The sequence below is a fragment of the Dickeya ananatis genome (assembly GCF_019464615.1).
Taxonomy (GTDB): Bacteria; Pseudomonadota; Gammaproteobacteria; order Enterobacterales; family Enterobacteriaceae; genus Dickeya; species Dickeya oryzae.
In genome coordinates this window covers 1928822-1950023 of the sequence record NZ_CP040816.1, presented here as the reverse complement: position 1 = coordinate 1950023, position 21202 = coordinate 1928822, and the positions used below count along the sequence as shown (strand labels likewise).

General features: G+C 52.6%; 18 protein-coding genes, 1 pseudogene and 1 other annotated feature. Of the genes and pseudogenes, 7 read left to right on the top strand and 12 right to left on the bottom strand.

Translation table 11 applies throughout. From position 1 onward, the window contains the following. Nucleotides 1-444: 444 nt before the first annotated feature. The 5 genes and pseudogenes from trpA to FGI04_RS08450 form a co-directional block, all read right to left on the bottom strand. Entirely contained in the window at nt 445-1254 is an 810-nt protein-coding gene (gene trpA / locus FGI04_RS08470) for a tryptophan synthase subunit alpha (RefSeq protein WP_342700786.1), read from the bottom strand. After that, a complete protein-coding gene (trpB, locus tag FGI04_RS08465; RefSeq protein ID WP_193744085.1) occupies nt 1254-2447 on the bottom strand; it encodes a tryptophan synthase subunit beta in 1194 nt (397 codons plus the stop codon). Before trpB ends, trpA begins: the two co-directional genes overlap by 1 nt. Before the next feature lie 15 nt (nt 2448-2462). Beyond that, entirely contained in the window at nt 2463-3848 is a 1386-nt protein-coding gene (trpCF, locus tag FGI04_RS08460) for a bifunctional indole-3-glycerol-phosphate synthase TrpC/phosphoribosylanthranilate isomerase TrpF (protein WP_342701284.1), read from the bottom strand. Between the two features lie 8 nt (nt 3849-3856). Continuing rightward, a pseudogene (trpD, locus tag FGI04_RS08455) lies at nt 3857-5452 on the bottom strand (bifunctional anthranilate synthase glutamate amidotransferase component TrpG/anthranilate phosphoribosyltransferase TrpD). Continuing rightward, the gene (locus FGI04_RS08450; RefSeq protein ID WP_342700787.1) at nt 5452-7014 is read right to left on the bottom strand and encodes an anthranilate synthase component 1; all 1563 of its coding nucleotides are present in this window, start codon (nt 7012-7014) and stop codon (nt 5452-5454) included. Before FGI04_RS08450 ends, trpD begins: the two are co-directional and overlap by 1 nt. 22 nt (nt 7015-7036) lie before the next feature. After that, nucleotides 7037-7136, bottom strand: a sequence feature (Trp leader region). Here FGI04_RS08450 and FGI04_RS08445 point away from each other — a divergent pair. From FGI04_RS08445 to rluB, 4 genes are all read left to right on the top strand, one after another. Then, complete coding sequence (locus FGI04_RS08445) at nt 7074-7199, top strand: hypothetical protein (protein WP_268906970.1); 126 nt, start codon at nt 7074-7076, stop codon at nt 7197-7199. Its footprint overlaps the feature before it by 63 nt. A 189-nt stretch (nt 7200-7388) precedes the next feature. Continuing rightward, nucleotides 7389-8261: an RNase RNM gene (gene rnm / locus FGI04_RS08440; protein WP_342700788.1), complete on the top strand. Its 873-nt coding sequence runs from the start codon at nt 7389-7391 to the stop codon at nt 8259-8261. 190 nt (nt 8262-8451) lie between these two features. After that, nucleotides 8452-9072 (top strand): L-threonylcarbamoyladenylate synthase, encoded by a 621-nt coding sequence (locus FGI04_RS08435; protein WP_342700789.1) that lies wholly within the window; start codon nt 8452-8454, stop codon nt 9070-9072. 224 nt (nt 9073-9296) lie between these two features. Beyond that, a complete protein-coding gene (rluB, locus tag FGI04_RS08430; RefSeq protein WP_023639728.1) occupies nt 9297-10187 on the top strand; it encodes a 23S rRNA pseudouridine(2605) synthase RluB in 891 nt (296 codons plus the stop codon). Between the two features lie 92 nt (nt 10188-10279). Here rluB and cobO read toward each other — a convergent pair whose 3' ends face one another. Both cobO and FGI04_RS08420 read right to left on the bottom strand, forming a co-directional pair. After that, entirely contained in the window at nt 10280-10870 is a 591-nt protein-coding gene (gene cobO / locus FGI04_RS08425; RefSeq protein WP_407321380.1) for a cob(I)yrinic acid a,c-diamide adenosyltransferase, read from the bottom strand. Between the two features lie 33 nt (nt 10871-10903). Further along, nucleotides 10904-11665 carry a YciK family oxidoreductase gene (locus tag FGI04_RS08420; protein ID WP_342700791.1) on the bottom strand — a complete coding sequence of 254 codons (762 nt, stop codon included), beginning with the start codon at nt 11663-11665 and terminating at the stop codon, nt 10904-10906. Between the two features lie 281 nt (nt 11666-11946). Between FGI04_RS08420 and sohB the strand changes: the two genes are divergently transcribed. Continuing rightward, a complete protein-coding gene (gene sohB, locus FGI04_RS08415; RefSeq protein WP_226101602.1) occupies nt 11947-12993 on the top strand; it encodes a protease SohB in 1047 nt (348 codons plus the stop codon). Between the two features lie 471 nt (nt 12994-13464). On the opposite strand, the gene FGI04_RS08410 is transcribed toward sohB, so the two are convergent. Then, nucleotides 13465-14058 carry a YolA family protein gene (locus tag FGI04_RS08410; RefSeq protein ID WP_342700792.1) on the bottom strand — a complete coding sequence of 198 codons (594 nt, stop codon included), beginning with the start codon at nt 14056-14058 and terminating at the stop codon, nt 13465-13467. A gap of 375 nt (nt 14059-14433) precedes the next feature. After that, on the bottom strand, nt 14434-14703 hold the full coding sequence (locus tag FGI04_RS08405; protein ID WP_342700793.1) for a YciN family protein: 270 nt from the start codon (nt 14701-14703) through the stop codon (nt 14434-14436). A 440-nt stretch (nt 14704-15143) separates the two neighbouring features. On the opposite strand from FGI04_RS08405, the gene topA reads away from it, so the two are divergent. After that, complete coding sequence (topA, locus tag FGI04_RS08400) at nt 15144-17765, top strand: type I DNA topoisomerase (RefSeq protein WP_342700795.1); 2622 nt, start codon at nt 15144-15146, stop codon at nt 17763-17765. Between the two features lie 339 nt (nt 17766-18104). After that, nucleotides 18105-19079, top strand: coding sequence for an HTH-type transcriptional regulator CysB (cysB, locus tag FGI04_RS08395; protein WP_019845083.1), 975 nt, complete (start codon nt 18105-18107; stop codon nt 19077-19079). 144 nt (nt 19080-19223) lie between these two features. Here the strand turns inward: cysB and nth are convergent, their stop codons facing one another. The 3 genes from nth to rsxG are packed head-to-tail and all read right to left on the bottom strand — an operon-like array spanning nt 19224 to nt 21197. Further along, entirely contained in the window at nt 19224-19859 is a 636-nt protein-coding gene (gene nth, locus FGI04_RS08390; RefSeq protein ID WP_342700796.1) for an endonuclease III, read from the bottom strand. A gap of 16 nt (nt 19860-19875) precedes the next feature. After that, on the bottom strand, nt 19876-20571 hold the full coding sequence (locus FGI04_RS08385) for an electron transport complex subunit E (RefSeq protein ID WP_038904394.1): 696 nt from the start codon (nt 20569-20571) through the stop codon (nt 19876-19878). Then, the gene (rsxG, locus tag FGI04_RS08380; RefSeq protein ID WP_342701285.1) at nt 20568-21197 is read right to left on the bottom strand and encodes an electron transport complex subunit RsxG; all 630 of its coding nucleotides are present in this window, start codon (nt 21195-21197) and stop codon (nt 20568-20570) included. The genes FGI04_RS08385 and rsxG overlap by 4 nt, the downstream gene beginning before the upstream one ends. Between the last annotated feature and the right edge of the window lie 5 nt (nt 21198-21202).

Here is a 21202-nt window from a genome sequence, read left to right as displayed (position 1 = left end):
GTGTGATCAGGAACATCAAATTGAAAAAAATGAAAAGCCATTTCATTGTGTGATGTTCGTCTATTTACATAGCGGGAAATCTATGCCTATAGAAATAAAACCACGTTTCAACAAAATAGAATTAAATTATTTCATTTATATTTTATTTGTTACATATAAATGTTTTTATAGATTTTATTTTTATTGACTTTTTTGTTTGTTTATTAATTTTTAACAATTTATTTTCTTCTTAATAAATTCATATTTGTGAGCATATTTATCATTTTGTGACGTTAATCCTGTTTGTGAGTGAGGGTGAATGTAGTGGTAGGGGGACATAACTAAACAATAAGATACCGAGCAAGGCAGGCGTCAGTGTCGCTGTGGGTAAGATCTGGAGTGATTGACAAGAAAAACGCCATAGCCGGTCAAAGCTATGGCGTCAAAACGAAGGGGGGAGATAAATCAGCGAGTGCGGGTGGCCGCTTTCATCGTGCTGACGAATTCGCTCAGTTTTGCCAGCATCGTATCTGGTTGCTCATGGTACTGCTCAATGATTTTGACAATCGCTGAACCTGAAATCGCCCCGGCTGCGCCAGATGTTAACGCCTGCTGCACCTGAGTCGGCTCAGAAATACCGAAACCGAGTAACGGTGGAGCCGCATGGTATTCCTGCAATCTTTCCAGTAAATGATGTAACGGTAGCTGAGCACGTGTTTCTGCACCGGTTACCCCGGCCCGAGAGAGCAGGTAGGTGTAACCGCGACCAAAGGAAGCGATTTCACGCAATAACTCGTCATCGGCATTCGGCGGACAGATAAAGATAGGCGCAACACCATGCTTCATTGCAGCAGTACGAAACTGTGCTGATTCTTCCACAGGTACATCGGCGACCAACACAGAGTCAACGCCGGTTTGCGCACAACGCTGATAAAAGGCATCAACACCGTTGCTGAAAACCAGGTTGGCATACATCAGCAACCCAATCGGCAGGTCAGGGTATTTCTGACGGATAGTGGCCAGCATTTCAAAACACTGGGCTGGGGTTACACCTGCGGCGAACGCGCGCAGTGTGGCATTCTGAATGGTTGGGCCATCTGCCAGCGGATCAGAGAAAGGGATACCCAATTCTACTGCGTCGGCTCCGGCGGCGACCAGCGTGTCGATTATCTGCAATGACAGAGCCGGGGAAGGGTCACCCAGGGTGACAAACGGCACGAACGCCCCTTCCTGCTTTTCCGATAACCGTTTAAACAAAGCGTGGTAGCGTTCCATCAGATTTCTCCCCGGGATTTCAGAATGTCGTGAACCGTAAAAATGTCTTTATCGCCGCGCCCGGACAGATTCACCACCAGAATTTGTTCTTTTTCCGGCTCAGCGCTGATCATTTTCAGCGCATGTGCCAACGCATGGGATGACTCCAGCGCCGGAATGATACCTTCATGACGAGACAACTCCCGAAAGGCGTTCAGCGCTTCATCGTCGGTTACCGACACGTACTCAGCTCGCCCGATACTGTTTAGATGTGCATGCTGCGGACCGACTGAAGGGAAGTCCAGACCAGCTGAAATCGAGTATGATTCTTCGATCTGCCCGTCATCAGTCTGCATCATCGGTGATTTCATCCCGAAGTAAATACCGGTGCGGCCATGCTTCAGTGGTGCGCCGTGGTGCCCGGTTTCGATCCCGAGTCCCGCCGGTTCTACACCGATTAAGCGTACAGAAGGCTCATCGATGAAATCGGCGAACATGCCAATCGCATTGGATCCGCCACCGACGCAAGCCAGCACTGCATCCGGCAGGCGACCTTCTTTTTCTTTCACCTGGGCTTTCGTTTCTTCCCCGATCATGCGCTGAAATTCCCGCACAATAGTGGGGTAAGGGTGGGGGCCAGCGGCGGTACCCAGCAGATAGTGTGCCGTTTCATAACTACCGGACCAGTCACGCAGCGCCTCGTTACATGCATCTTTCAGCGTGGCAGAACCGCTGTGTACCGGGATGACTTCTGCGCCCATCAACCGCATACGAAATACATTCGGCGACTGACGTTCTACATCCTTGGCACCCATGTAGACCCGGCATTTCAATCCTAACAGCGCACACGCCAGCGCCGTGGCAACGCCATGTTGGCCCGCACCGGTTTCGGCGATAATTTCTGTTTTACCCATCCGTTTTGCCAGCAACGCCTGACCCAATACCTGGTTGGTTTTGTGGGCACCACCGTGCAACAGGTCTTCACGTTTCAGGTAGAGTGTGGTGCGAGTGCCTGCCGTCAGGTTTTTACACCGTGTCAACGCGGTCGGGCGACCGGCATAATTCTTCAGTAAATCGCTGAACTCAGACTGAAACGCGGGATCACGCTGTGCGCTAACAAACGCCTCTTCCAACTGACGCAAGGCGGGCATCAGAATCTGTGGTACATACTGACCACCAAATTCGCCAAAATAAGGGTTAAGTAATGTCATAATCAGCCTGTACCTTTTTTATGCATGAGAGGTGCGGCGGGATTGCGCCGCACGCAGCGTTTGAAATACCGCCGCAATTTTTTGTGAATCTTTGATGCCGGGTTGCGATTCAACGCCGGAGTTAACATCCAGTCCTGCCGCCCCGAATTTGGCCGCCTGCGCGATGTTGTCCGGGGTGAGACCACCGGCCAGCAGCACCCGTTGTAACGATTGTCCTTGCAGCAACGACCAGTTGAACGATTGACCACTGCCACCCTGACCGTTGTCGAGCAGTATCCGATCAACCTGTGGCAGTGCCAGAGGGGGCAGCGTATCGCCGACCGCTTGGGCTTTCCATATCTGGCAGGTTGCAGGTAGTTGTTCCCGCAGGGCAGCAACGGTGGCATCGTCTTCATGGCCATGTAATTGAACTGCTGCCAGTTGAAGCGATGATGCCGTTTCAACGATCTCAGCCAGTGGCGCGTCACGGAATACCCCGACATAGCGCAACGGGGCACCGGCCATGACGGTACGTGCTTGTGACGTTGTCACGTAGCGAGGTGAGCTGGCAACAAAAATCAGTCCGCCATACACCGCACCGGCCTGGAACGCGGCAGCGGCATCTTCAGGCCGAGTCAGCCCACAGACTTTGTTTTCGCCCAAAATAACCCGACGCACCGCCATGGACAGGTCGTCTTCCTCCATCAGCGAACTGCCGATCAGAAAGCCGTTGGCATACTGACTCAATTCCTGAATATGGGCATAGCGGCTGATACCGGATTCGCTGATGACCGTGACGCTGGCGGGTAATTGTGGTGCCAGTGTGCGGGTACGGTTCAAATCGATGGAGAGATCGCGCAAATCGCGGTTATTAATACCGACAACGCGCGCCTCCAGAGCGATGGCACGCGCCAGTTCGGCTTCATTGCTCACTTCAGTCAGAATGCCCATATCCAGACTGTGTGCCACCTGTGCCAACTGGCGATACTGGTCATCATCCAGCACTGAGAGCATCAGCAGGATGGCATCTGCCTGATAGTAACGGGCCAGGTAAATCTGATACGGGTCGATAATAAAATCTTTGCACAGAACCGGCTGGGCAACCGCAGCGCTCACCTGGGTCAGAAAGGTGAAGTCGCCTTGAAAGTACTTCTCGTCAGTCAACACGGAAATGGCGGAGGCGTAATCCTGATAAACCCTCGCGATAGACGCCGGGTCAAAGTCAGCCCGAATCAATCCCTTGGAGGGCGAGGCTTTTTTACATTCCAGAATAAATGCCGGGCTGGCCTTTTTCAGCGACTGATAAAAATGGCGTGAACTGGGCGTGACCTGCGACTGAAAGCTGTCGAGCGGCTGTCGTTGTTTACGTTCGGCTATCCACAGCGCCTTGTCGCGCACGATTTTGGTTAATACGGTTTCCTGCATGTTCATCATCATCCTCTGGTTGCCAGTTCCAACACCCGCTGGTAAGCCTGACCGCTATGAATCACGTCCAGTGCTTGTTGGGCATTCTGCCGCAGATCTTCCTGTCCGAACAGTTTTAACAAGAGCGCCACATTAGCCGCGACGGCGGCATCGTGCGCGGGTTGCCCTTTACCCTGAAGCAATCGGGCCAGAATATCACGGTTTTCTTCCGGTGAGCCGCCCAGTAAATCGTCCAGCGAGAAGGAGTCCAGCCCGAAATCATGGGGGGTCAACTGATAGGTGGTTACCTGCCCGTCACGCAGTTCCGCCACGTGCGTTGGGGCATGAATGGCGACTTCATCCATACCGCCGCCGTGTACCACCGCGGCACGCTGATACCCCAGTACTTTCAGTGTTTCAGCAATCGGTGCGACCAACTCGGGCCGGTAGACGCCAATCAGCGCCAGCGGCGGACGAGCCGGGTTAATCAGCGGACCTAACACGTTGAACAAGGTGCGGGTTTTTAACTGTTGGCGCACTGGCATCGCGTGACGAAAACCGGTGTGATATTGCGGCGCAAACAGAAAACACACCCCCAGATCGTCCAGTGCCTGACGGGATAGCTCTGCCGACATATCGAGTTTGATGCCGAAGGCCGATAATAAATCAGACGATCCTGAACGGCTGGAAACGCTACGGTTGCCGTGTTTGGCGACTTTTACTCCGCAAGCTGCCGCAACAAAGGCACTGGCGGTAGAAATGTTGATGCTGTTGGAGCCATCACCGCCGGTGCCGACAATATCAGCAAACAGGTAGTCCGGACGTGGGAATGGTTTGGCATCGGCCAGCAGCGCCGTCGCAGCACCCGCGATTTCATCAGGGTGTTCACCGCGAACTTTCATGCTGATGAGTGCCGCCGCCAATTGTGTCGGCTCCAGTTCGCCCTGAATAATAGCCGCAAACAGTTGCTGGCTTTCTGCCTGACTCAGAATGTCGGCACGGTACAATTTCTCAAGAATCTGTTGCATTCGTGTGTCTCCTTCCATTCAAGCCAAAGCCCAGTCCAGCGTTTGATTCAGCAAACGCGCACCCTGCGTCGTCAGAATCGATTCCGGGTGGAACTGGAAACCGCAGACACGGTGTTCATCGTGGCGTACCGCCATCACCATGCCGTTAAAACTGGCGTTAATCACCAGTTCAGCCGGGATGTTGCTTCCCACCAGCGAGTGATAGCGTGCTACTGGCAACGGGCTGGGTAACCCGATAAACATGGCCTGACCATCGTGTTCAACGCTGGAGGCTTTACCGTGTAGGATCTCGCCGGCCTGACCCACATGACCGCCGTAGGCTTCGACGATGGCCTGATGTCCCAGACAAATCCCGATGATCGGCAGTTGGCCGCGTAAGCGTTGCAACAGTACCGGCATGCACCCGGCTTCAGCGGGGGTGCCGGGCCCGGGCGAAAGCATCAACACCGGTTTTTCCATCTGCTGCAGACGTTCGATGATCACATCCGCAGGCAATTGGTTGCGGTACACCACGACGTTGTGGCCGCTGGCACGCAGTTGATCGACCAGGTTATAGGTAAAAGAATCAATGTTATCGAGTAACAGGATATCGGCCATCAGAACACCTCCCGGGCATGATGCGCGCTGGCAATCGCGCGCAGAACCGCGCGGGCTTTGTTACGGGTTTCGTCGGCTTCGGCTTGCGGCTGGGAATCCAGCACGACGCCAGCGCCAGCCTGCACGGTAGCGATGCCATCTTCCACATAGGCGGAACGAATGACGATGCAGGTGTCGAGGTCGCCACGTGCGGTGAAGTAACCCACCGCACCGCCGTAGCTGCCGCGGCGTGTTTTCTCACTTTCCGCGATTAACTGCATCGCCCGGACTTTGGGCGCGCCGCTGAGCGTCCCCATGTTCATACAAGCGCGGTAAGCGTGCAGGACATCCAGATCGTGACGCAGCGTGCCAACCACCCGAGAAACCAGATGCATGACGAAGGAGTAGCGGTCCACTTTGGTCAGGTCAGCCACATAGCGGCTACCGGGTTCGCAGATCCGCGCCAAATCGTTGCGAGCCAGGTCGACCAGCATCAGATGCTCGGCCAGTTCTTTATGGTCGGTGCGCATTTCCAGTTCGATACGGCTGTCCAGATCCCGGTCCAGCGAACCATCTGCGCGACGTCCACGTGGGCGAGTGCCTGCGATAGGGTAGATTTCAATCTGGCGGCTGATGGCGTCGTATTTGAGCGAGCTTTCCGGCGAGGCACCGAACAGGGTGAAATCCTGATCTTGCATGTAAAACATGTAAGGACTCGGATTGTTGTCTTTCAGCGTCTGGTAGGCGGCCAGCGGTGACGGGCACGGCAGCGAGAAACGACGAGATGGGACGACCTGGAAGATCTCACCGATGCGGATTGCCTGCTGCATCTGGCTGACGACGGCACCATAGTCTTCATCGCTTTGATTGCAGTTCAGGGTCATGGTGTCCACTGTCTGGTACGGCAACGCTGGCGCAGGCTGGCGTAACTGGTGTTGTAACTGCTCCAGACGCTGCTGCAGACGCAGACGCTCAGTGGCATCAGGTGTAAACAGGCTGGCCTGCAGATGGGTGACCCGTTTTTGGTGATCCACAATCAGCAGTGTTTCGGCCAGATAAAAACAGTAATCCGGGCAGCGCTGTTGCTGGCTGAGTGGCGGCAGGCTCTCAAAGCCGGCTACCAGATCGTAGGCGAACAGGCCACCGAAGAACATCGCTTCACGTTCGTCTGGCGGACAGGTCACCAGTGTCAGCATCTGGCGTAGCGCATCGAATACCGACAGCGAGCGCAGGCGTGCGTCTTCATCTAACAGGTCGTCGATGCCAGGAAAGGTCAGTTCGCGGCCGTTTGGACGCACATCGACCGTTACATCGCTCGGTAGTGCCTGGTCCAGCAACGGTAACAGCGAGGCACCGTTAGCTGTTAATGCCTGAATGGATACCTGCGAGCCGAGGGCGGTAATGCGCAATGCACTGTCGACAATCAGCAAGCTCTGCAGATTCTGCTTGCTATCGATCTCGGCGGACTCCAGCAACAGCGTTGCCGGACGAGCGCCGCATAATTGGTGGAACGTGGCGCTGGGATCGTTACGGTATTCGGCTTCGACGCGCAACAGCTCTAGTTCAGGTTGTGGTGTGTGCATGATGTTTACTCGTATTTTGTCCATAAAAAAACCCGCTACCAGCGGGTTTCAGGATAGGCATGTCGGAAAATGGCTATGCGTTATCACTTCACCCGCAACAGGGAGAAGCGCCACCAACCAGCATGATTTTTCAGGGGCAGGGTTGTTACCGTCATCGCCATATCCTCACTTATCGCTACGCTTGAACTTGTGTACTAGTTAACTGGAACGCAGAAAGGAAGTCAATAACATTTAACCGGATTTTTTCGGGGTAATGTCTGGTGGCTGATGGCAGGATGGTGAGAGCAGGCAGCACGGACCGATCTTTTTTCCTTTTTGGTCAGGTTGATGGCATCATGCCGCCTGAAATTTCCTGAAACAGCGAGATACCCGACGTGCCAGATGAGTTACCCGCATCACCTGCATTTCCCCTGTATGACTTGCACAGCCATACCACGGCGTCTGACGGATTACTGACGCCTGCTGAGTTGGTGCAGCGAGCGGTGAGTATGCGCGTCAGCGTGCTGGCAATTACCGATCACGACACCACGGCGGCATTGGCGCAGGCGCAGACGGCTATTGTGCAGCAGGCATTACCATTACGGCTGATTGCTGGTGTTGAGATTTCCACGGTCTGGGAAAATCACGAAATTCATATCGTCGGACTAGGGATGGATTGTGACCATCCCGCCTTGACCTCGTTGCTGCAACAGCAAGTGCAGTACCGTCAGCAACGGGCCGAACAGATAGCACTGCGGCTGGAAAAATCGCTTATCCCTGATGCGCTGGCTGGCGCATCGCGGCTGGCGGAGGGCGGCATGATCACCCGCGGGCATTTTGCGCGCTATCTGGTCGAGCAGGGAAAAGCCGACACGGTCGCCCAGGTGTTTAAAAAATATCTGGCTAAAGGGAAAACCGGCTATGTACCGCCACAGTGGTGTACAATACAACAAGCCGTGGACGCTATCCGTCAGTCGGGTGGAGTGGCGGTGCTGGCGCATCCTGGCCGTTATGACCTGACCACCAAATGGCTCAAACGCCTGATCGGGCATGTTGCTGATTGTGGTGGGGAAGCGATGGAAGTCGCCCAATGTCAGCAGGCACCGGATGAGCGTTCACAACTGGCGCGTTATGCGCAGGACTATCATTTGCTGGGGTCACAGGGGTCGGACTTTCATCAACCCTGTGCCTGGATAGAGTTGGGGCGAAAATTGTGGTTGCCTGCGGGCGTGGAGCCAGTCTGGCAGCACCCGGCGTTAGCAGGCTAAGTCACGACGGTATGACGCGGGATAGGTTCATTTCATTTACTCGTTGCTGTTACCAGGTCATCGTGATGGTGCTGGTATACCGGTTTCGCCTTTACCCCGCTCGCTATTCATACAGCATTTTGTCGCGTGTCACTTCCGTTGTGGCGGCTTGCCTGAGAGTGACGCGTTTTCAGAAGACAGAGGATGTAGCATGAGTCAGTTTTTCTATATTCATCCGCAGAACCCGCAACCGCGTCTGCTTAACCAGACGGTGGAGATCCTGCGTAAAAGCGGTGTTATCGTTTATCCCACCGATTCAGGGTACGCACTGGGGTGCATGCTGGAAGACAAAGCAGCGATGGAGCGCATTTGCCGTATTCGCGAACTGGATCAAAACCATAATTTCACGCTGATGTGTCGCGACCTGTCAGAGTTGTCCTCCTATGCGTATGTGGATAACGCCGCGTTTCGCTTGATCAAAAATAATACACCGGGTAATTACACCTTTATTCTCAAAGCAACTAAGGAAGTGCCACGTCGCCTGATGAACGATAAGCGCAAAACTATTGGTATGCGTGTGCCGTCTAACCCGATTGCGCTGGAATTACTGTCGGTGCTGAATGAGCCGTTAATGTCAACCACGCTGATGCTGCCGGGTAACGATTTTGCCGAGTCTGACCCGGAAGAAATTCAGGAACAGCTGGGTAAACGGGTAGATTTGATTATTCATGGTGGCTTTTTGGGACAACAACCCACCACGGTTATTGACCTGACCGAAGATGTGCCGGTGGTGGTACGTGAAGGTACGGGTGATGTGACACCGTTTTTGTAATCCGCCTCCTGTTTGTCATTTGTTATTCTTGCAATAAGCCTTACGGTCAGGCGAGGTTTACCGCACAAAGCCCATTGCCGCTAACATTTGGCATACAAATGGGTTGAATCAAGGTATAATCGCACCATTCTGCGTTAACTCTTTATTTTTAATGAGTTAACGCATTTCTGGTCATCAATGACATTCCCCCCGACGCCTGTGAAGGCGACATCAGAGGTTGCTCAATGAGCGAAAAGCTACAGAAAGTGCTGGCGCGTGCAGGGCACGGTTCACGCCGCGAAATTGAAAGTATGATTGAAGCCGGGCGCATTAGCGTTGACGGCAAGATTGCCACGCTGGGGGATCGCGTTGAGGTTACCCGGGCGACCAAAATTCGTATCGACGGACATGTGGTGTCAGTTCGTGAAACTGAAGAAGCTGTATGCCGTGTATTAATGTATTACAAACCGGAGGGGGAACTCTGTACCCGCAGCGACCCGGAAGGCCGACCGACGGTGTTTGATCGTCTGCCGCGCATTCAGGGATACCGTTGGGTGGCAGTAGGGCGTCTTGACGTGAATACCTCTGGCCTGTTGCTGTTTACAACGGATGGTGAGCTGGCTAACCGTCTGATGCACCCCAGCCGTGAAGTCGAGCGTGAGTATGCTGTACGCGTCTTTGGTGAAGTGGGTGATGATAAAATTCGTCAATTGAGTAAGGGTGTTCAACTGGAAGATGGCCCGGCGGCATTTCGCGCGATTCGTTATCAAGGTGGCGAAGGGCTGAATCAATGGTACAACGTCACCCTGACGGAAGGCCGTAACCGCGAAGTTCGCCGTTTGTGGGAAGCGGTGGGCGTACAGGTTAGTCGTCTGATCCGTGTGCGTTACGGCGATATTCAGTTACCTAAAGGGTTACCCCGTGGTGGCTGGACGGAGATGCCGCTGGCCGACGTTAACTACCTGCGTGAGCTGGTGCAACTGACGCCAGAAACGGTCAGTAAACTGCCCGTGGAGCGCGAGCGCCGTCGGGTGAAGGCTAACCAGATACGCCGTGCGGTAAAACGCCATGGGCAGACGGGCGCGGCGAGTCGTCCTGCTGGCAACCGTCGCAGTGCGCCGAAGCGTAACGGCTGATTGATTTGTCTGAGGCTGTGCCGACTGGCGCAGCCTCTTCTCTTTCGTCTCCAGGGTGTCTATCTACTCTCGCGGTTGTTCTTGCCTGATAGCTACCAGTCAATCCCTTGCTGGGCTTGGATCCCGGCATCAAAGGCATGTTTCACCGGCCGCATTTCCGTTACGGTATCCGCCATTTCCAGCAGGTCGCGATGGCAACCCCGGCCGGTAATGATCACGCTTTGGTGCGCTGGCCTCTGCTGTAGTGCGCTCATAACATCGTTCAGCGGCAGGTAATCGTAGCTCAGCATATAGGTCAGTTCATCCAGCACCACCAGATCGAGCGAATCATCGGCCAGCATACGCAGGCCATGTTGCCACACGCGCTGGGCGGCTTCGGTGTCTGTCTGACGGTTTTGTGTATTCCAGGTAAAGCCGGTCGCCATCACCTGAAACTCCACACCATGCTGTTGTAGTAGATTCTTTTCGCCGTTCGGCCATTCACCTTTAATGAACTGGATGACGCCTGCTTTCAGTCCGTGTCCGACGGCCCGGGTCACCGTGCCGAAGGCTGCCGTGGTTTTTCCTTTACCGTTACCGGTGAATACCATCAGAATGCCACGTATGTCTGTGGCGGCGGCGATGCGGGCGTCGACTTTCTCTTTAAGTCGCTGTTGACGTTGCTGGTGACGATCATCACTCATAAGCGGGTACCCTTTGTTCCGTCGTGTATTGCATCATTCGGCCGGGCCGGGTTTGCGATCGGGTTGTGCGTCAAAGCTCATGCCGGTCTTACGACGGCTATCATCCCCCATTAGATAGAGGTAAAGCGGCATAATATCCGCCGGTGTTTTAAGCTTGTTCGGGTCTTCGTTGGGGAACGCGGCTGCGCGCATCGGGGTACGGGTACCACCAGGATTGATGCAGTTGACCCGCAGGTTGCGGTTGCGATACTCCTCGGCCAGTACCTGCATCATGCCTTCGGTCGCAAACTTGGAGACTGAATAAGCCCCCCAGTTAGCACGCCCCTGACGGCCAACACTGGAACTGGTGAAAATGAGCGACGGACTGGCGGATTTCAGCAGCAACGGCAATAACGCCTGTGTCAGCATAAAGGTCGCGTTAACGTTAACCTGCATGACCTGGTGCCAGACGGTAGCGGATTGTTCAGCCATCGGCACAATGTCACCCAGCAGACCGGCATTGTGCAGCACGCCATCCAGCCGTGGTAGCGCCTGACCAATCTGCCCGGCTATCTGCATAAAGTCATGTTGACTGGCGGTCAGCATATCGCAGGGGATGAGATAACTGTGGGTCCCACACTCTTGCAGTATTTGTTGTTCCACGTCCCGCAGTTTACTCTCGGTACGTCCCAGCAACACCAAGCTTGCGCCATGGCGTGCATAGGTCAGTGCGGCCTCGCGCCCAATGCCGTCACCGGCACCCGTGACCAGAATAATACGGTGTTGCAACAAGTCTTTTTTCGGTTGGTAATGCAAAACAGTGTCCTCTGGCTGCCATCATTCGTGGATGATGCGGTGTTTCTAAAAAGCCATCATGGTTTTTTATGCCTGAAACAATAGGTGTTTTCAATCAGAAGGTCCGGCTTTCTCACAGACTGCGCAGCAAAAAGCAGCGGAAAGTTCAATTTATATATAAAGATCATCGCCATCACGCGTGTCATACGTTAGGTTAGAAGCTCGGCGCCTCGCGCTGTAAACCGTAATGGTTGTTGTAGAATCAACGTCATATATCACATTGGTCAATGAAGGCGGTATTTGTGGAATTACTTTCTCAGTATGGTTTATTCCTGGCAAAAGTCGTCACCCTTGTCGTCGCGATCGGCGCATTGGTGGTGCTGACAGTCGGTATGACGCAGCGTAAACGCCATCGTAAAGGCGAACTGCAAGTGATTAATCTGGGCGAACAATACCGTGAAATGCGGCAGGAGATGCGGTCTGCCGCTATGAGCGACACCGAGCGCAACCTGCTGGAGAAAAAACAAAAAAAAGAAGACAAGGAAACCGCCAGACAGGAAAAGAAACGTGCCAAACGTGGCGAGGAGAAATCCGCTCGCCCGTGCTTATATGTACTCGATTTTAACGGCAGCATGGATGCCGGCGAGGTCAGTTCGCTGCGTGAAGAGGTATCGGCGGTGTTGGCGGTGGCGCGTCCGGAAGATGAAGTGTTACTGCGACTGGAAAGCCCCGGTGGTGTGGTGCATGGCTACGGGCTGGCTGCGTCCCAGTTACAGCGCATCCGGCAGCGGGGGATTCGCCTGACAGTGGCAGTGGATAAAGTGGCGGCCAGTGGCGGCTATATGATGGCATGTGTGGCGGATCGTATTGTGGCTGCACCGTTCGCTATTGTCGGGTCGATTGGCGTGGTAGCGCAAATTCCTAACTTCAACCGGTTATTGAAAAATAAAGATATTGATGTGGAGTTGCATACGGCAGGCCAGTACAAACGCACACTGACGCTGTTCGGTGAAAACACGGATGAAGGACGGGAAAAATTCCGTCAGGAATTAAATGAAACGCATCTGCTATTTAAACAGTTTGTCAGCGAGATGCGTCCATCGTTGGATATTGAATCAGTTGCGACCGGTGAGCACTGGTTTGGTACGCAGGCGAAGGACATGGGGCTGGTGGATGCCATTGGCACCAGTGACGACCTGCTGATTGCTGAAATGGAAAACCACGAAGTATTGGCAGTACGCTATACCCGCCGCAAGCGTCTGTTGGACCGGTTAACCGGCAGTACTAGCGATGCGCTGGAACGTCTGATGCTGCGCTGGTGGCAGCGAGGAAATCATCCCCAACTGTAAGTCAATTGTTTGACCTGCCTGTCTGTGCATTGCCTTTGTATCAATACCATCAGTGTATTGTGGCGTGCCGGATAGGTGGGCTCCTCCCTGTTATTTATACCCGTCATACTTCAAGTTGCAGGTGTGTTGGCTTTATTACTCGGCCCATCCCTGGGCCTCGCCCTACGGGCCGCAGCGAGCTGCGTTCAAATCTGCTCCCGGCAGATTTGTCGCTCACCCCAGTCACTTACTTGTGTAAGCTCCAGGGGATTCGCTGCGTCGCCGCCTGCCTGCAACTCGAATTATTTAGGGTATATATTCTGGTTTCGGTATAAATATCTTGTGGCGATTTTTAATCGTTTATTCATTCATGAATTATTTTATTTTCCTGATGGTCGATGATTTTATTTGTATAGTTCATGGCTGTTATTCAAAATAAAAACAAGGTGGCCTTGATGAATGAACGGCCCATTGGGCCGTTCATGTGACGAATTATCGAATAGTTATCTGTGTAGATAACGTATTTCTTGGCGCATTCGTTGATGTATCCTGGAATTGGAATTGGCCACCTTCATTTCCATCCAGATTATAATAACGCATCCAACCTACAACGGTATAACCGGCCGGACAAGGGAAGGTATATTGTCCCCCGACATTACAAATAGTGTCGGTTTGATAATTAGCGCTGCGGGGTAATAGGCCGCTGTTCATCCAGGCCACTGGATTACTGCCGTAACCAATTTCCTGTACCGCGACCCTAAGTTGTGAGCCACCGTGGTCACAGGTGGTTGAAAATTGCCCCAGAGAGGTCATGAGTTCCCAACCACAGTTAGACGAACCTACAGCATAGACTGCCACGCGTGATAGCGCAGGGGCCGGAGCTCGCAAGGGACCAGAAGATGACGAACGGGGGGTATCTCTGGCTACAGAAAGCGGGCCGTTGCTTTCCAGTGGTTGGAACGTTGTTAGGCCTGATTCAATCGGCAGGCCTGCCTCATCGGTATTATTGAGGGTTTGAGAATAACTGCCATGACTAAAAACTGCTGCGAGTGACAATAACAAAGGCAATCCAAATTGCTTTTTCATAACACTCTCCATAAATGATTTTTAATGGATGCCGATAAGGCATCGCTCGATAGTATAAGTAATGATTTCTGTTGTGTAAATAAATAGCAATATTTGTTGTGAAATGTTTTCTATTTTTTAAAAAAGGATCTTATTTAAATAATATCTTTTTAAATTAAGTCTATTATATTTATTTTTTAATTATTTGGGTGTTGTTAATGGTAGCGTTACCATTTTTCATGGTAACCATATAAAAATGTGGTTATAGCATAACGGATGGCTGGTAACCGGGAATATATAAAAGGAATATCGGTGAATGCCAAACGACACGTGAATCGGGAAGGGTAAAAACACCGCGAAGGCACCGGGCGGTGTGTTCCCGGTGCAAGGTTGGCATTAATCGATGAGTTGGTATTTTTCTGATAAGACGTGCGCCAGATGCTTGAACATGTTGAACACGGCTGTGGTTTTGTTTGTGGGGAGCCCGTCGCTATCGAGAAAGTACTCGCCGCGGAACACCAGCACACCATTCTTCTGTTCGACCGCATTGGCGATCATACCATGCAGATAATCTTCGTGATTTTGAATCAGCGCATTGGCTTCCTGTAACAGGGCTTCACGGCTAATCGGTGTTTTTTCTTCATTTATGTGTATAAAACCAGGCATGGTCTTTCTCTCCTGCTAGTAACCCTAGTTTTTCTGGCGCTATTGTAGCGTCTGAGCGGGATTTAGCGCAAATTGACTGATTTTTAGTCACTCCTTTGCCGATAAACACAAGAGTAATGATTGGCGAAAACAGGTTTTACATGCTAATTAGGTTGCGTGGTGCTATTTATCAGGTAGAGTGTGGGATTTTGCATCGTCGGGCGGAAAAATTGCGTTACACCGGGATAGAATCGGTTGCCGATGAGTGCGATGCAGTAAAGAATAATCCTGATTGATCATAGGGTTGCGGCGCAGTGAATGCGTGCGGCGCACCATCGCCGCGTTAAAAAAACGATTTTCCCGCAACCGTGATAGTTCAGGCTACGCCGGCTGGAAAGCCAGAGCGAATAACTGAGAAAATTTTTTCTTTTTTCAAAGAATTCAGTAGGTAACAATATATTATGGGTAAAGCTCTCGTTATCGTCGAGTCCCCGGCAAAGGCCAAAACGATTAATAAGTACCTTGGCAATGACTACGTGGTGAAGTCCAGCGTAGGGCATGTACGTGACTTGCCGACCAGCGGTTCGGGTTCCGCGAGCAAGAAGGGCGCTGAAGGCACTGCCGAGAAAGCCAAAAGTGGTGAGAAAGCCAAGAAAGCGGTCAAAAAAGATGAAAAAACCGCACTGGTTAATCGCATGGGCGTTGATCCGTACCATGGCTGGCAAGCCCATTATGAGATCCTGCCCGGCAAGGAAAAAGTGGTCTCAGAGTTAAAAACGCTGGCACAGAATGCTGACCACATTTACCTCGCAACCGACCTTGACCGCGAGGGGGAAGCCATTGCGTGGCACCTGCGGGAAATTATCGGTGGTGATGATAAGCGTTTTAGCCGTGTGGTGTTTAACGAAATCACCAAAAATGCCATTCGCCAGGCGTTTGAAAAACCAGGCGAACTGAATATCAACCGTGTTAATGCCCAGCAGGCACGCCGTTTTATGGATCGCGTGGTGGGGTACATGGTCTCGCCGCTGCTGTGGAAGAAGATTGCCCGCGGATTATCTGCCGGACGTGTGCAGTCAGTGGCGGTGCGTCTGGTAGTAGAGCGCGAGCGTGAAATCAAAGCGTTTGTGCCGGAAGAATACTGGGAATTGCATGCTGATTTGCTAGCGAATGCCGAGACAGCATTGCAGATGCAGGTAACGCATCATCAGGGTAAACCCTTCCGTCCGGTAAATCAGGCACAGACACAGGCGGCGCTCAGCCTGCTGGAAAAAGCCAGTTATGTGGTCGCTGAACGGGAAGACAAACCGACCAGCAGCAAACCGGGCGCTCCTTTTATTACGTCTACGCTGCAACAAGCCGCCAGTACCCGCCTGGGCTTTGGCGTGAAAAAAACCATGATGATGGCGCAGCGACTGTATGAAGCCGGTCACATCACCTATATGCGTACCGACTCCACGAACCTGAGTCAGGATGCGCTGGTGATGGCACGTGATTATATCCAGGGTGAATTTGGTAAACGCTATCTGCCCGATGCCGCTAACCTGTACACCAGCAAGGAAAATTCACAGGAAGCGCATGAAGCGATCCGTCCTTCTGATGTTAAGGTGCTGGCTGACCAGCTTAAAGATATGGAAGCTGATGCACAAAAGCTGTACCAGCTGATTTGGCGGCAGTTCGTGGCGTGCCAGATGACCCCGGCCCAGTATGACTCCACGACACTGGTGGTCAGTGCCGGGGATTATCAACTGCGCGCCAAGGGGCGTACCCTGCGTTTTGATGGCTGGACCAAAGTGATGCCGGCATTGCGTAAGAGCGATGAAGACCGGACGTTGCCAGCGGTTGAGGTAGGACAAGCGTTGTCGTTGGAAAAATTGTTGCCAAGTCAGCATTTTACCAAGCCACCGGCACGTTACAGCGAGGCTTCACTGGTTAAGGAACTGGAAAAACGTGGTATCGGCCGTCCTTCTACCTATGCGGCTATTATTTCTACGATTCAGGATCGTGGTTATGTGCGGGTAGAAAATCGTCGTTTTTATGCGGAAAAAATGGGGGAAATCGTCACTGACCGGTTGGAAGATAACTTCCGCGAGTTGATGAATTATGATTTCACCGCGCGTATGGAAAACAGCCTTGACCTGGTCGCCAACAGCCAGGCTGAATGGAAAGCGGTGCTGGACGAATTCTTCGCCGAATTCAGTAAGCAACTGGAAACCGCCGAACTGGAACCGGATGAAGGCGGGATGAAGCCGAACCAGATGGTGCTCACCAGCATTGATTGCCCGACGTGTAGTCGTCAGATGGGCATTCGAACCGCCAGTACCGGGGTGTTTCTGGGGTGTTCTGGTTATGCGTTGCCGCCGAAAGAGCGCTGCAAAACTACCATTAACCTGATCCCGGAAGCAGAAGTGCTGAATGTGCTGGAAGGTGATGAGGCTGAGACTAATGCACTACGTGCTCGTCGCCGTTGTCCGAAATGTGGTACGGCGATGGACAGTTATCTCATCGACAATCAGCGTAAGCTGCATGTGTGCGGTAACAACCCATCCTGCGATGGCTATGAGATTGAACACGGCGAGTTCCGGCTGAAAGGGTATGATGGCCCGGTCGTTGAGTGCGAGAAGTGTGGTTCGGAAATGCACCTGAAGATGGGGCGTTTTGGCAAGTACATGGCCTGTACCAACGAAAGCTGCGGTAATACCCGTAAAATTCTGCGTAACGGTGAAGTGGCACCGCCGAAAGAAGACCCGGTTCCCCTGCCGGAGTTGGCGTGTGAAAAATCCGACGCGTATTTTGTGCTGCGCGACGGCGCTGCCGGTGTGTTCCTGGCGGCCAATACGTTCCCTAAATCACGGGAAACCCGTGCGCCATTGGTGGAAGAGCTGGTGCGCTTCCGTGATCGCCTGCCGGAAAAGCTGCGTTATCTGGCCGACGCGCCGGTAACCGACCCGGAAGGCAATAAAACGCTGGTGCGGTTTAGCCGTAAGACCAAGCAACAGTATGTTTCTTCTGAAAAAGAAGGAAAGGCAACGGGATGGTCGGCGTTCTATGTTGACGGCAAGTGGGCAGAGGCCTCGCGTTAATTGTGCCGATAGTTGATTAAAACCGCATTTTTTCCCAGTGGTTACGGTTACATTACCTTAAGCCAGCCTGCACAGGCTGGCTTTTTTGATCCATGAACCATGAATATCATCCGCAGGCAGCCGATAACAAAAAAGGAAATAAAAACCCGTTTTCCAGTGTCAGTACTGTCTAACTAATATGGAAAATGGTTATATAAAATATTTTTTTATGATTAAATGGCATTTATCACATGGCGGGAATCTATACCGTTGTATTGAGCTGTCACCACCTTGTCAACGCAGATAACGTCAATAATACAGATGCCGCCGCGCATGACATATTACGGAATGGGATAACTTATGAAACTGCAACAGCTTCGTTATATCGTTGAAGTTGTTAATCACAATCTGAACGTTTCCTCCACGGCCGAGGGGTTGTACACCTCGCAGCCAGGGATTAGTAAACAAGTTCGGATGTTGGAAGATGAACTGGGTATTCAGATTTTTGCACGCAGCGGAAAACATTTAACGCAAGTGACACCCGCCGGACAAGAAATCATCCGTATTGCCCGAGAAGTCCTGTCCAAGGTCGATGCCATCAAGGCTGTTGCTGGTGAGCATACCTATCCGGATAAAGGGTCGCTGTATGTTGCAACGACTCATACTCAGGCGCGTTATGCTCTGCCTGATGTGATTAAAGGGTTTATCGAGCGTTATCCACGCGTATCGCTGCACATGCACCAGGGCTCGCCCATGCAAATTGCTGAAGCAGTGGCGAAAGGTACGGCGGATTTCGCCATTGCCACTGAAGCGCTGCATTTGTATGAAGACCTGATCATGCTGCCGTGCTATCACTGGAACCGTGCGGTGGTTGTGAAACCCGATCATCCGTTGGCGGGAAAATCCCAGATCAGTATTGAGGAGCTGGCCGCTTACCCGATTGTTACCTATACCTTTGGTTTTACTGGTCGTTCAGAACTGGATACCGCATTCAATCGGGCTGGGCTAACGCCGCGCATTGTGTTCACCGCCACCGATGCTGATGTGATTAAAACCTATGTCCGCCTGGGGCTGGGCGTTGGCGTTATCGCCAACATGGCAGTCACGCCAGCCAGTGATCCGGATCTGGTGGCGATCAACGCCGATAACCTGTTTAGCTATAGCACGACAAAAATCGGGTTCCGCCGCAGCACGTTCCTGCGCAGCTACATGTACGATTTTATCCATCGTTTTGCACCGCACCTGACACGGGATGTGGTCGATACCGCGATTTCGCTGCGCTCCAATGAAGAAATCGAAGCCATGTTCAAGGATGTGACGTTACCGATAAAATAAAACCGCTGATGATTTGCGTGATTGCCACTCAGGGCCACGGCAATACTGCAAAGCACAACAGGATATGACACAACACTCGATGACAAAAAATATAAGGGCAGGTAATAACCTGCCCTTATCATGATAGGAAACGGCTGTTGTCGGTCAAATATCGACTTTTTCTTTATATTCGCACAAGTCTTCTATCAGACATGCGCCGCAGCGTGGTTTACGGGCAACACAGGTATAGCGACCGTGGAGAATCAGCCAGTGGTGGCAGTCGACTTTAAATTCAGCCGGGACGTATTTCAGTAATTTTTCTTCTACCTGCTCGACATTTTTGCCCGGTGCGAAATTGGTGCGATTGCAGACACGAAAAATGTGCGTGTCGACTGCGATGGTGGGCCAGCCAAAGGCCGTATTCAATACGACATTGGCGGTTTTGCGCCCCACACCTGGCAGGGCTTCCAGCGCGGCACGATCTTCCGGCACCTGACCCTGATGTTTTTCCAGCAGAATGCGGCAGGTTTTGATGATGTTCTCCGCCTTGCTGTTGAATAACCCGATAGTCTTGATATACGCCTTCACACCTTCCACGCCCAAGTCCAGCATGGCCTGTGGCGTATTCGCTACCGGATAGAGTTTTTCCGTTGCTTTGTTGACGCTCACATCGGTTGCCTGTGCGGACAGCAGTACCGAAATGAGCAACTCAAACGGCGAGTTGAATGTTAGTTCGGTAGTCGGGTGGGGATTGTTGTCCCGCAAGCGACTAAGAATGGCAATCCGTTTCTCTTTGTTCATGTTGTCCCGCGTTCTGTTATTCCGCTAACGTCTGTGATGAACCGATGACGGTGGGGCGTACCGCACGGGCCTGGCGCTGTTTCCGTTTCTCGTCGATAAGGTACTTACCGGCCAGCATCATTCCCAGCCCAATAAACGCGCCGGGTGGCAGAATCATCAGCAGGAACGGCGAATCCATGTGTACCACCTCAACGCGAAGTACCCGTGCCCAACTGCCCAGCAGCAGGTCAGCGCCATCAAACAAGGTACCGTTGCCAAGAATTTCTCGTATCGCCCCCAACACAAACAGCGCACTGGTGGCACCGAGCCCCATGAACAAGCCATCCAGCGCGGACAGTATCACCGTATTTTTGGATGCGAAGGCTTCCGCCCGCCCAATGACGATGCAATTGGTCACGATCAACGGGATAAAAATGCCCAGCGACTGATACAGCCCATAGGCGTAAGCATTGATCAGCATTTGCACAATGGTCACTACCGAGGCGATAAGCATGACGTAAATCGGTATGCGAATTTCGCCTGGCACCCAGCGGCGCAACGCTGAAACGGCAATATTAGTGCAGGCCAGTACCAGTGTGGTCGCAAGCCCAAGTCCGAGTGCGTTCGTGGCAGTTGAGGTGACAGCTAGCAGCGGGCAGAGCCCCAGCAGTTGTACCAGTGCAGAGTTGTTTTTCCACAATCCCTGCAAGGCCAGTTCCTTCGTCTGGTTCATGGTTTCTCTCCACATGGCGTCAGGCTGGATAAACGCGGCGGCAAGGTCTGCAAAAACAACACGCTGCGTTTCACTGCATTCACCACAGCTCGTGGGGTAATGGTGGCACCGGTAAATTGGTCAAACTGGCCGCCGTCTTTTTTCACCGCCCAGCGGCTGTCCTGCGGGCCAGTTATCGTCTGGCCGGTAAAACCGGTTATCCAATTGGAAATACGAATGTCGATCTTATCCCCCAGTCCAGGGGTTTCATGATGTTCGGTAACACGTGTTCCCAGCACGTTACCATGAAAGTCCGCGCCAATCAGCAGGTGGATTGCGCCGGAATAACCGTCTGGCGCGGTACTTTCCAGTGCGGCAGCCACGGGGGTACCGTCGAGGCGTGCTATGTACACGCGGTGCGGCGAGGTGGAACCCAACACAGGGTCAGTCACCAGATAACATTCGCTAAGCAGATTGTTGTTATACCGACTGGCAGGCAGTACCTGATCAAGCAGGGCGCGCTGTTGCGCGATGACCTGCTGTGAAATGGTGCTTTCGGTCAGATAGTTGACCAGCGCCGTCAATCCGGTGGTGAAGGCGGCAAACAAAGCCAGTGTAGTCGCATGGCGACGCATTGTGGTCAGCAACATAA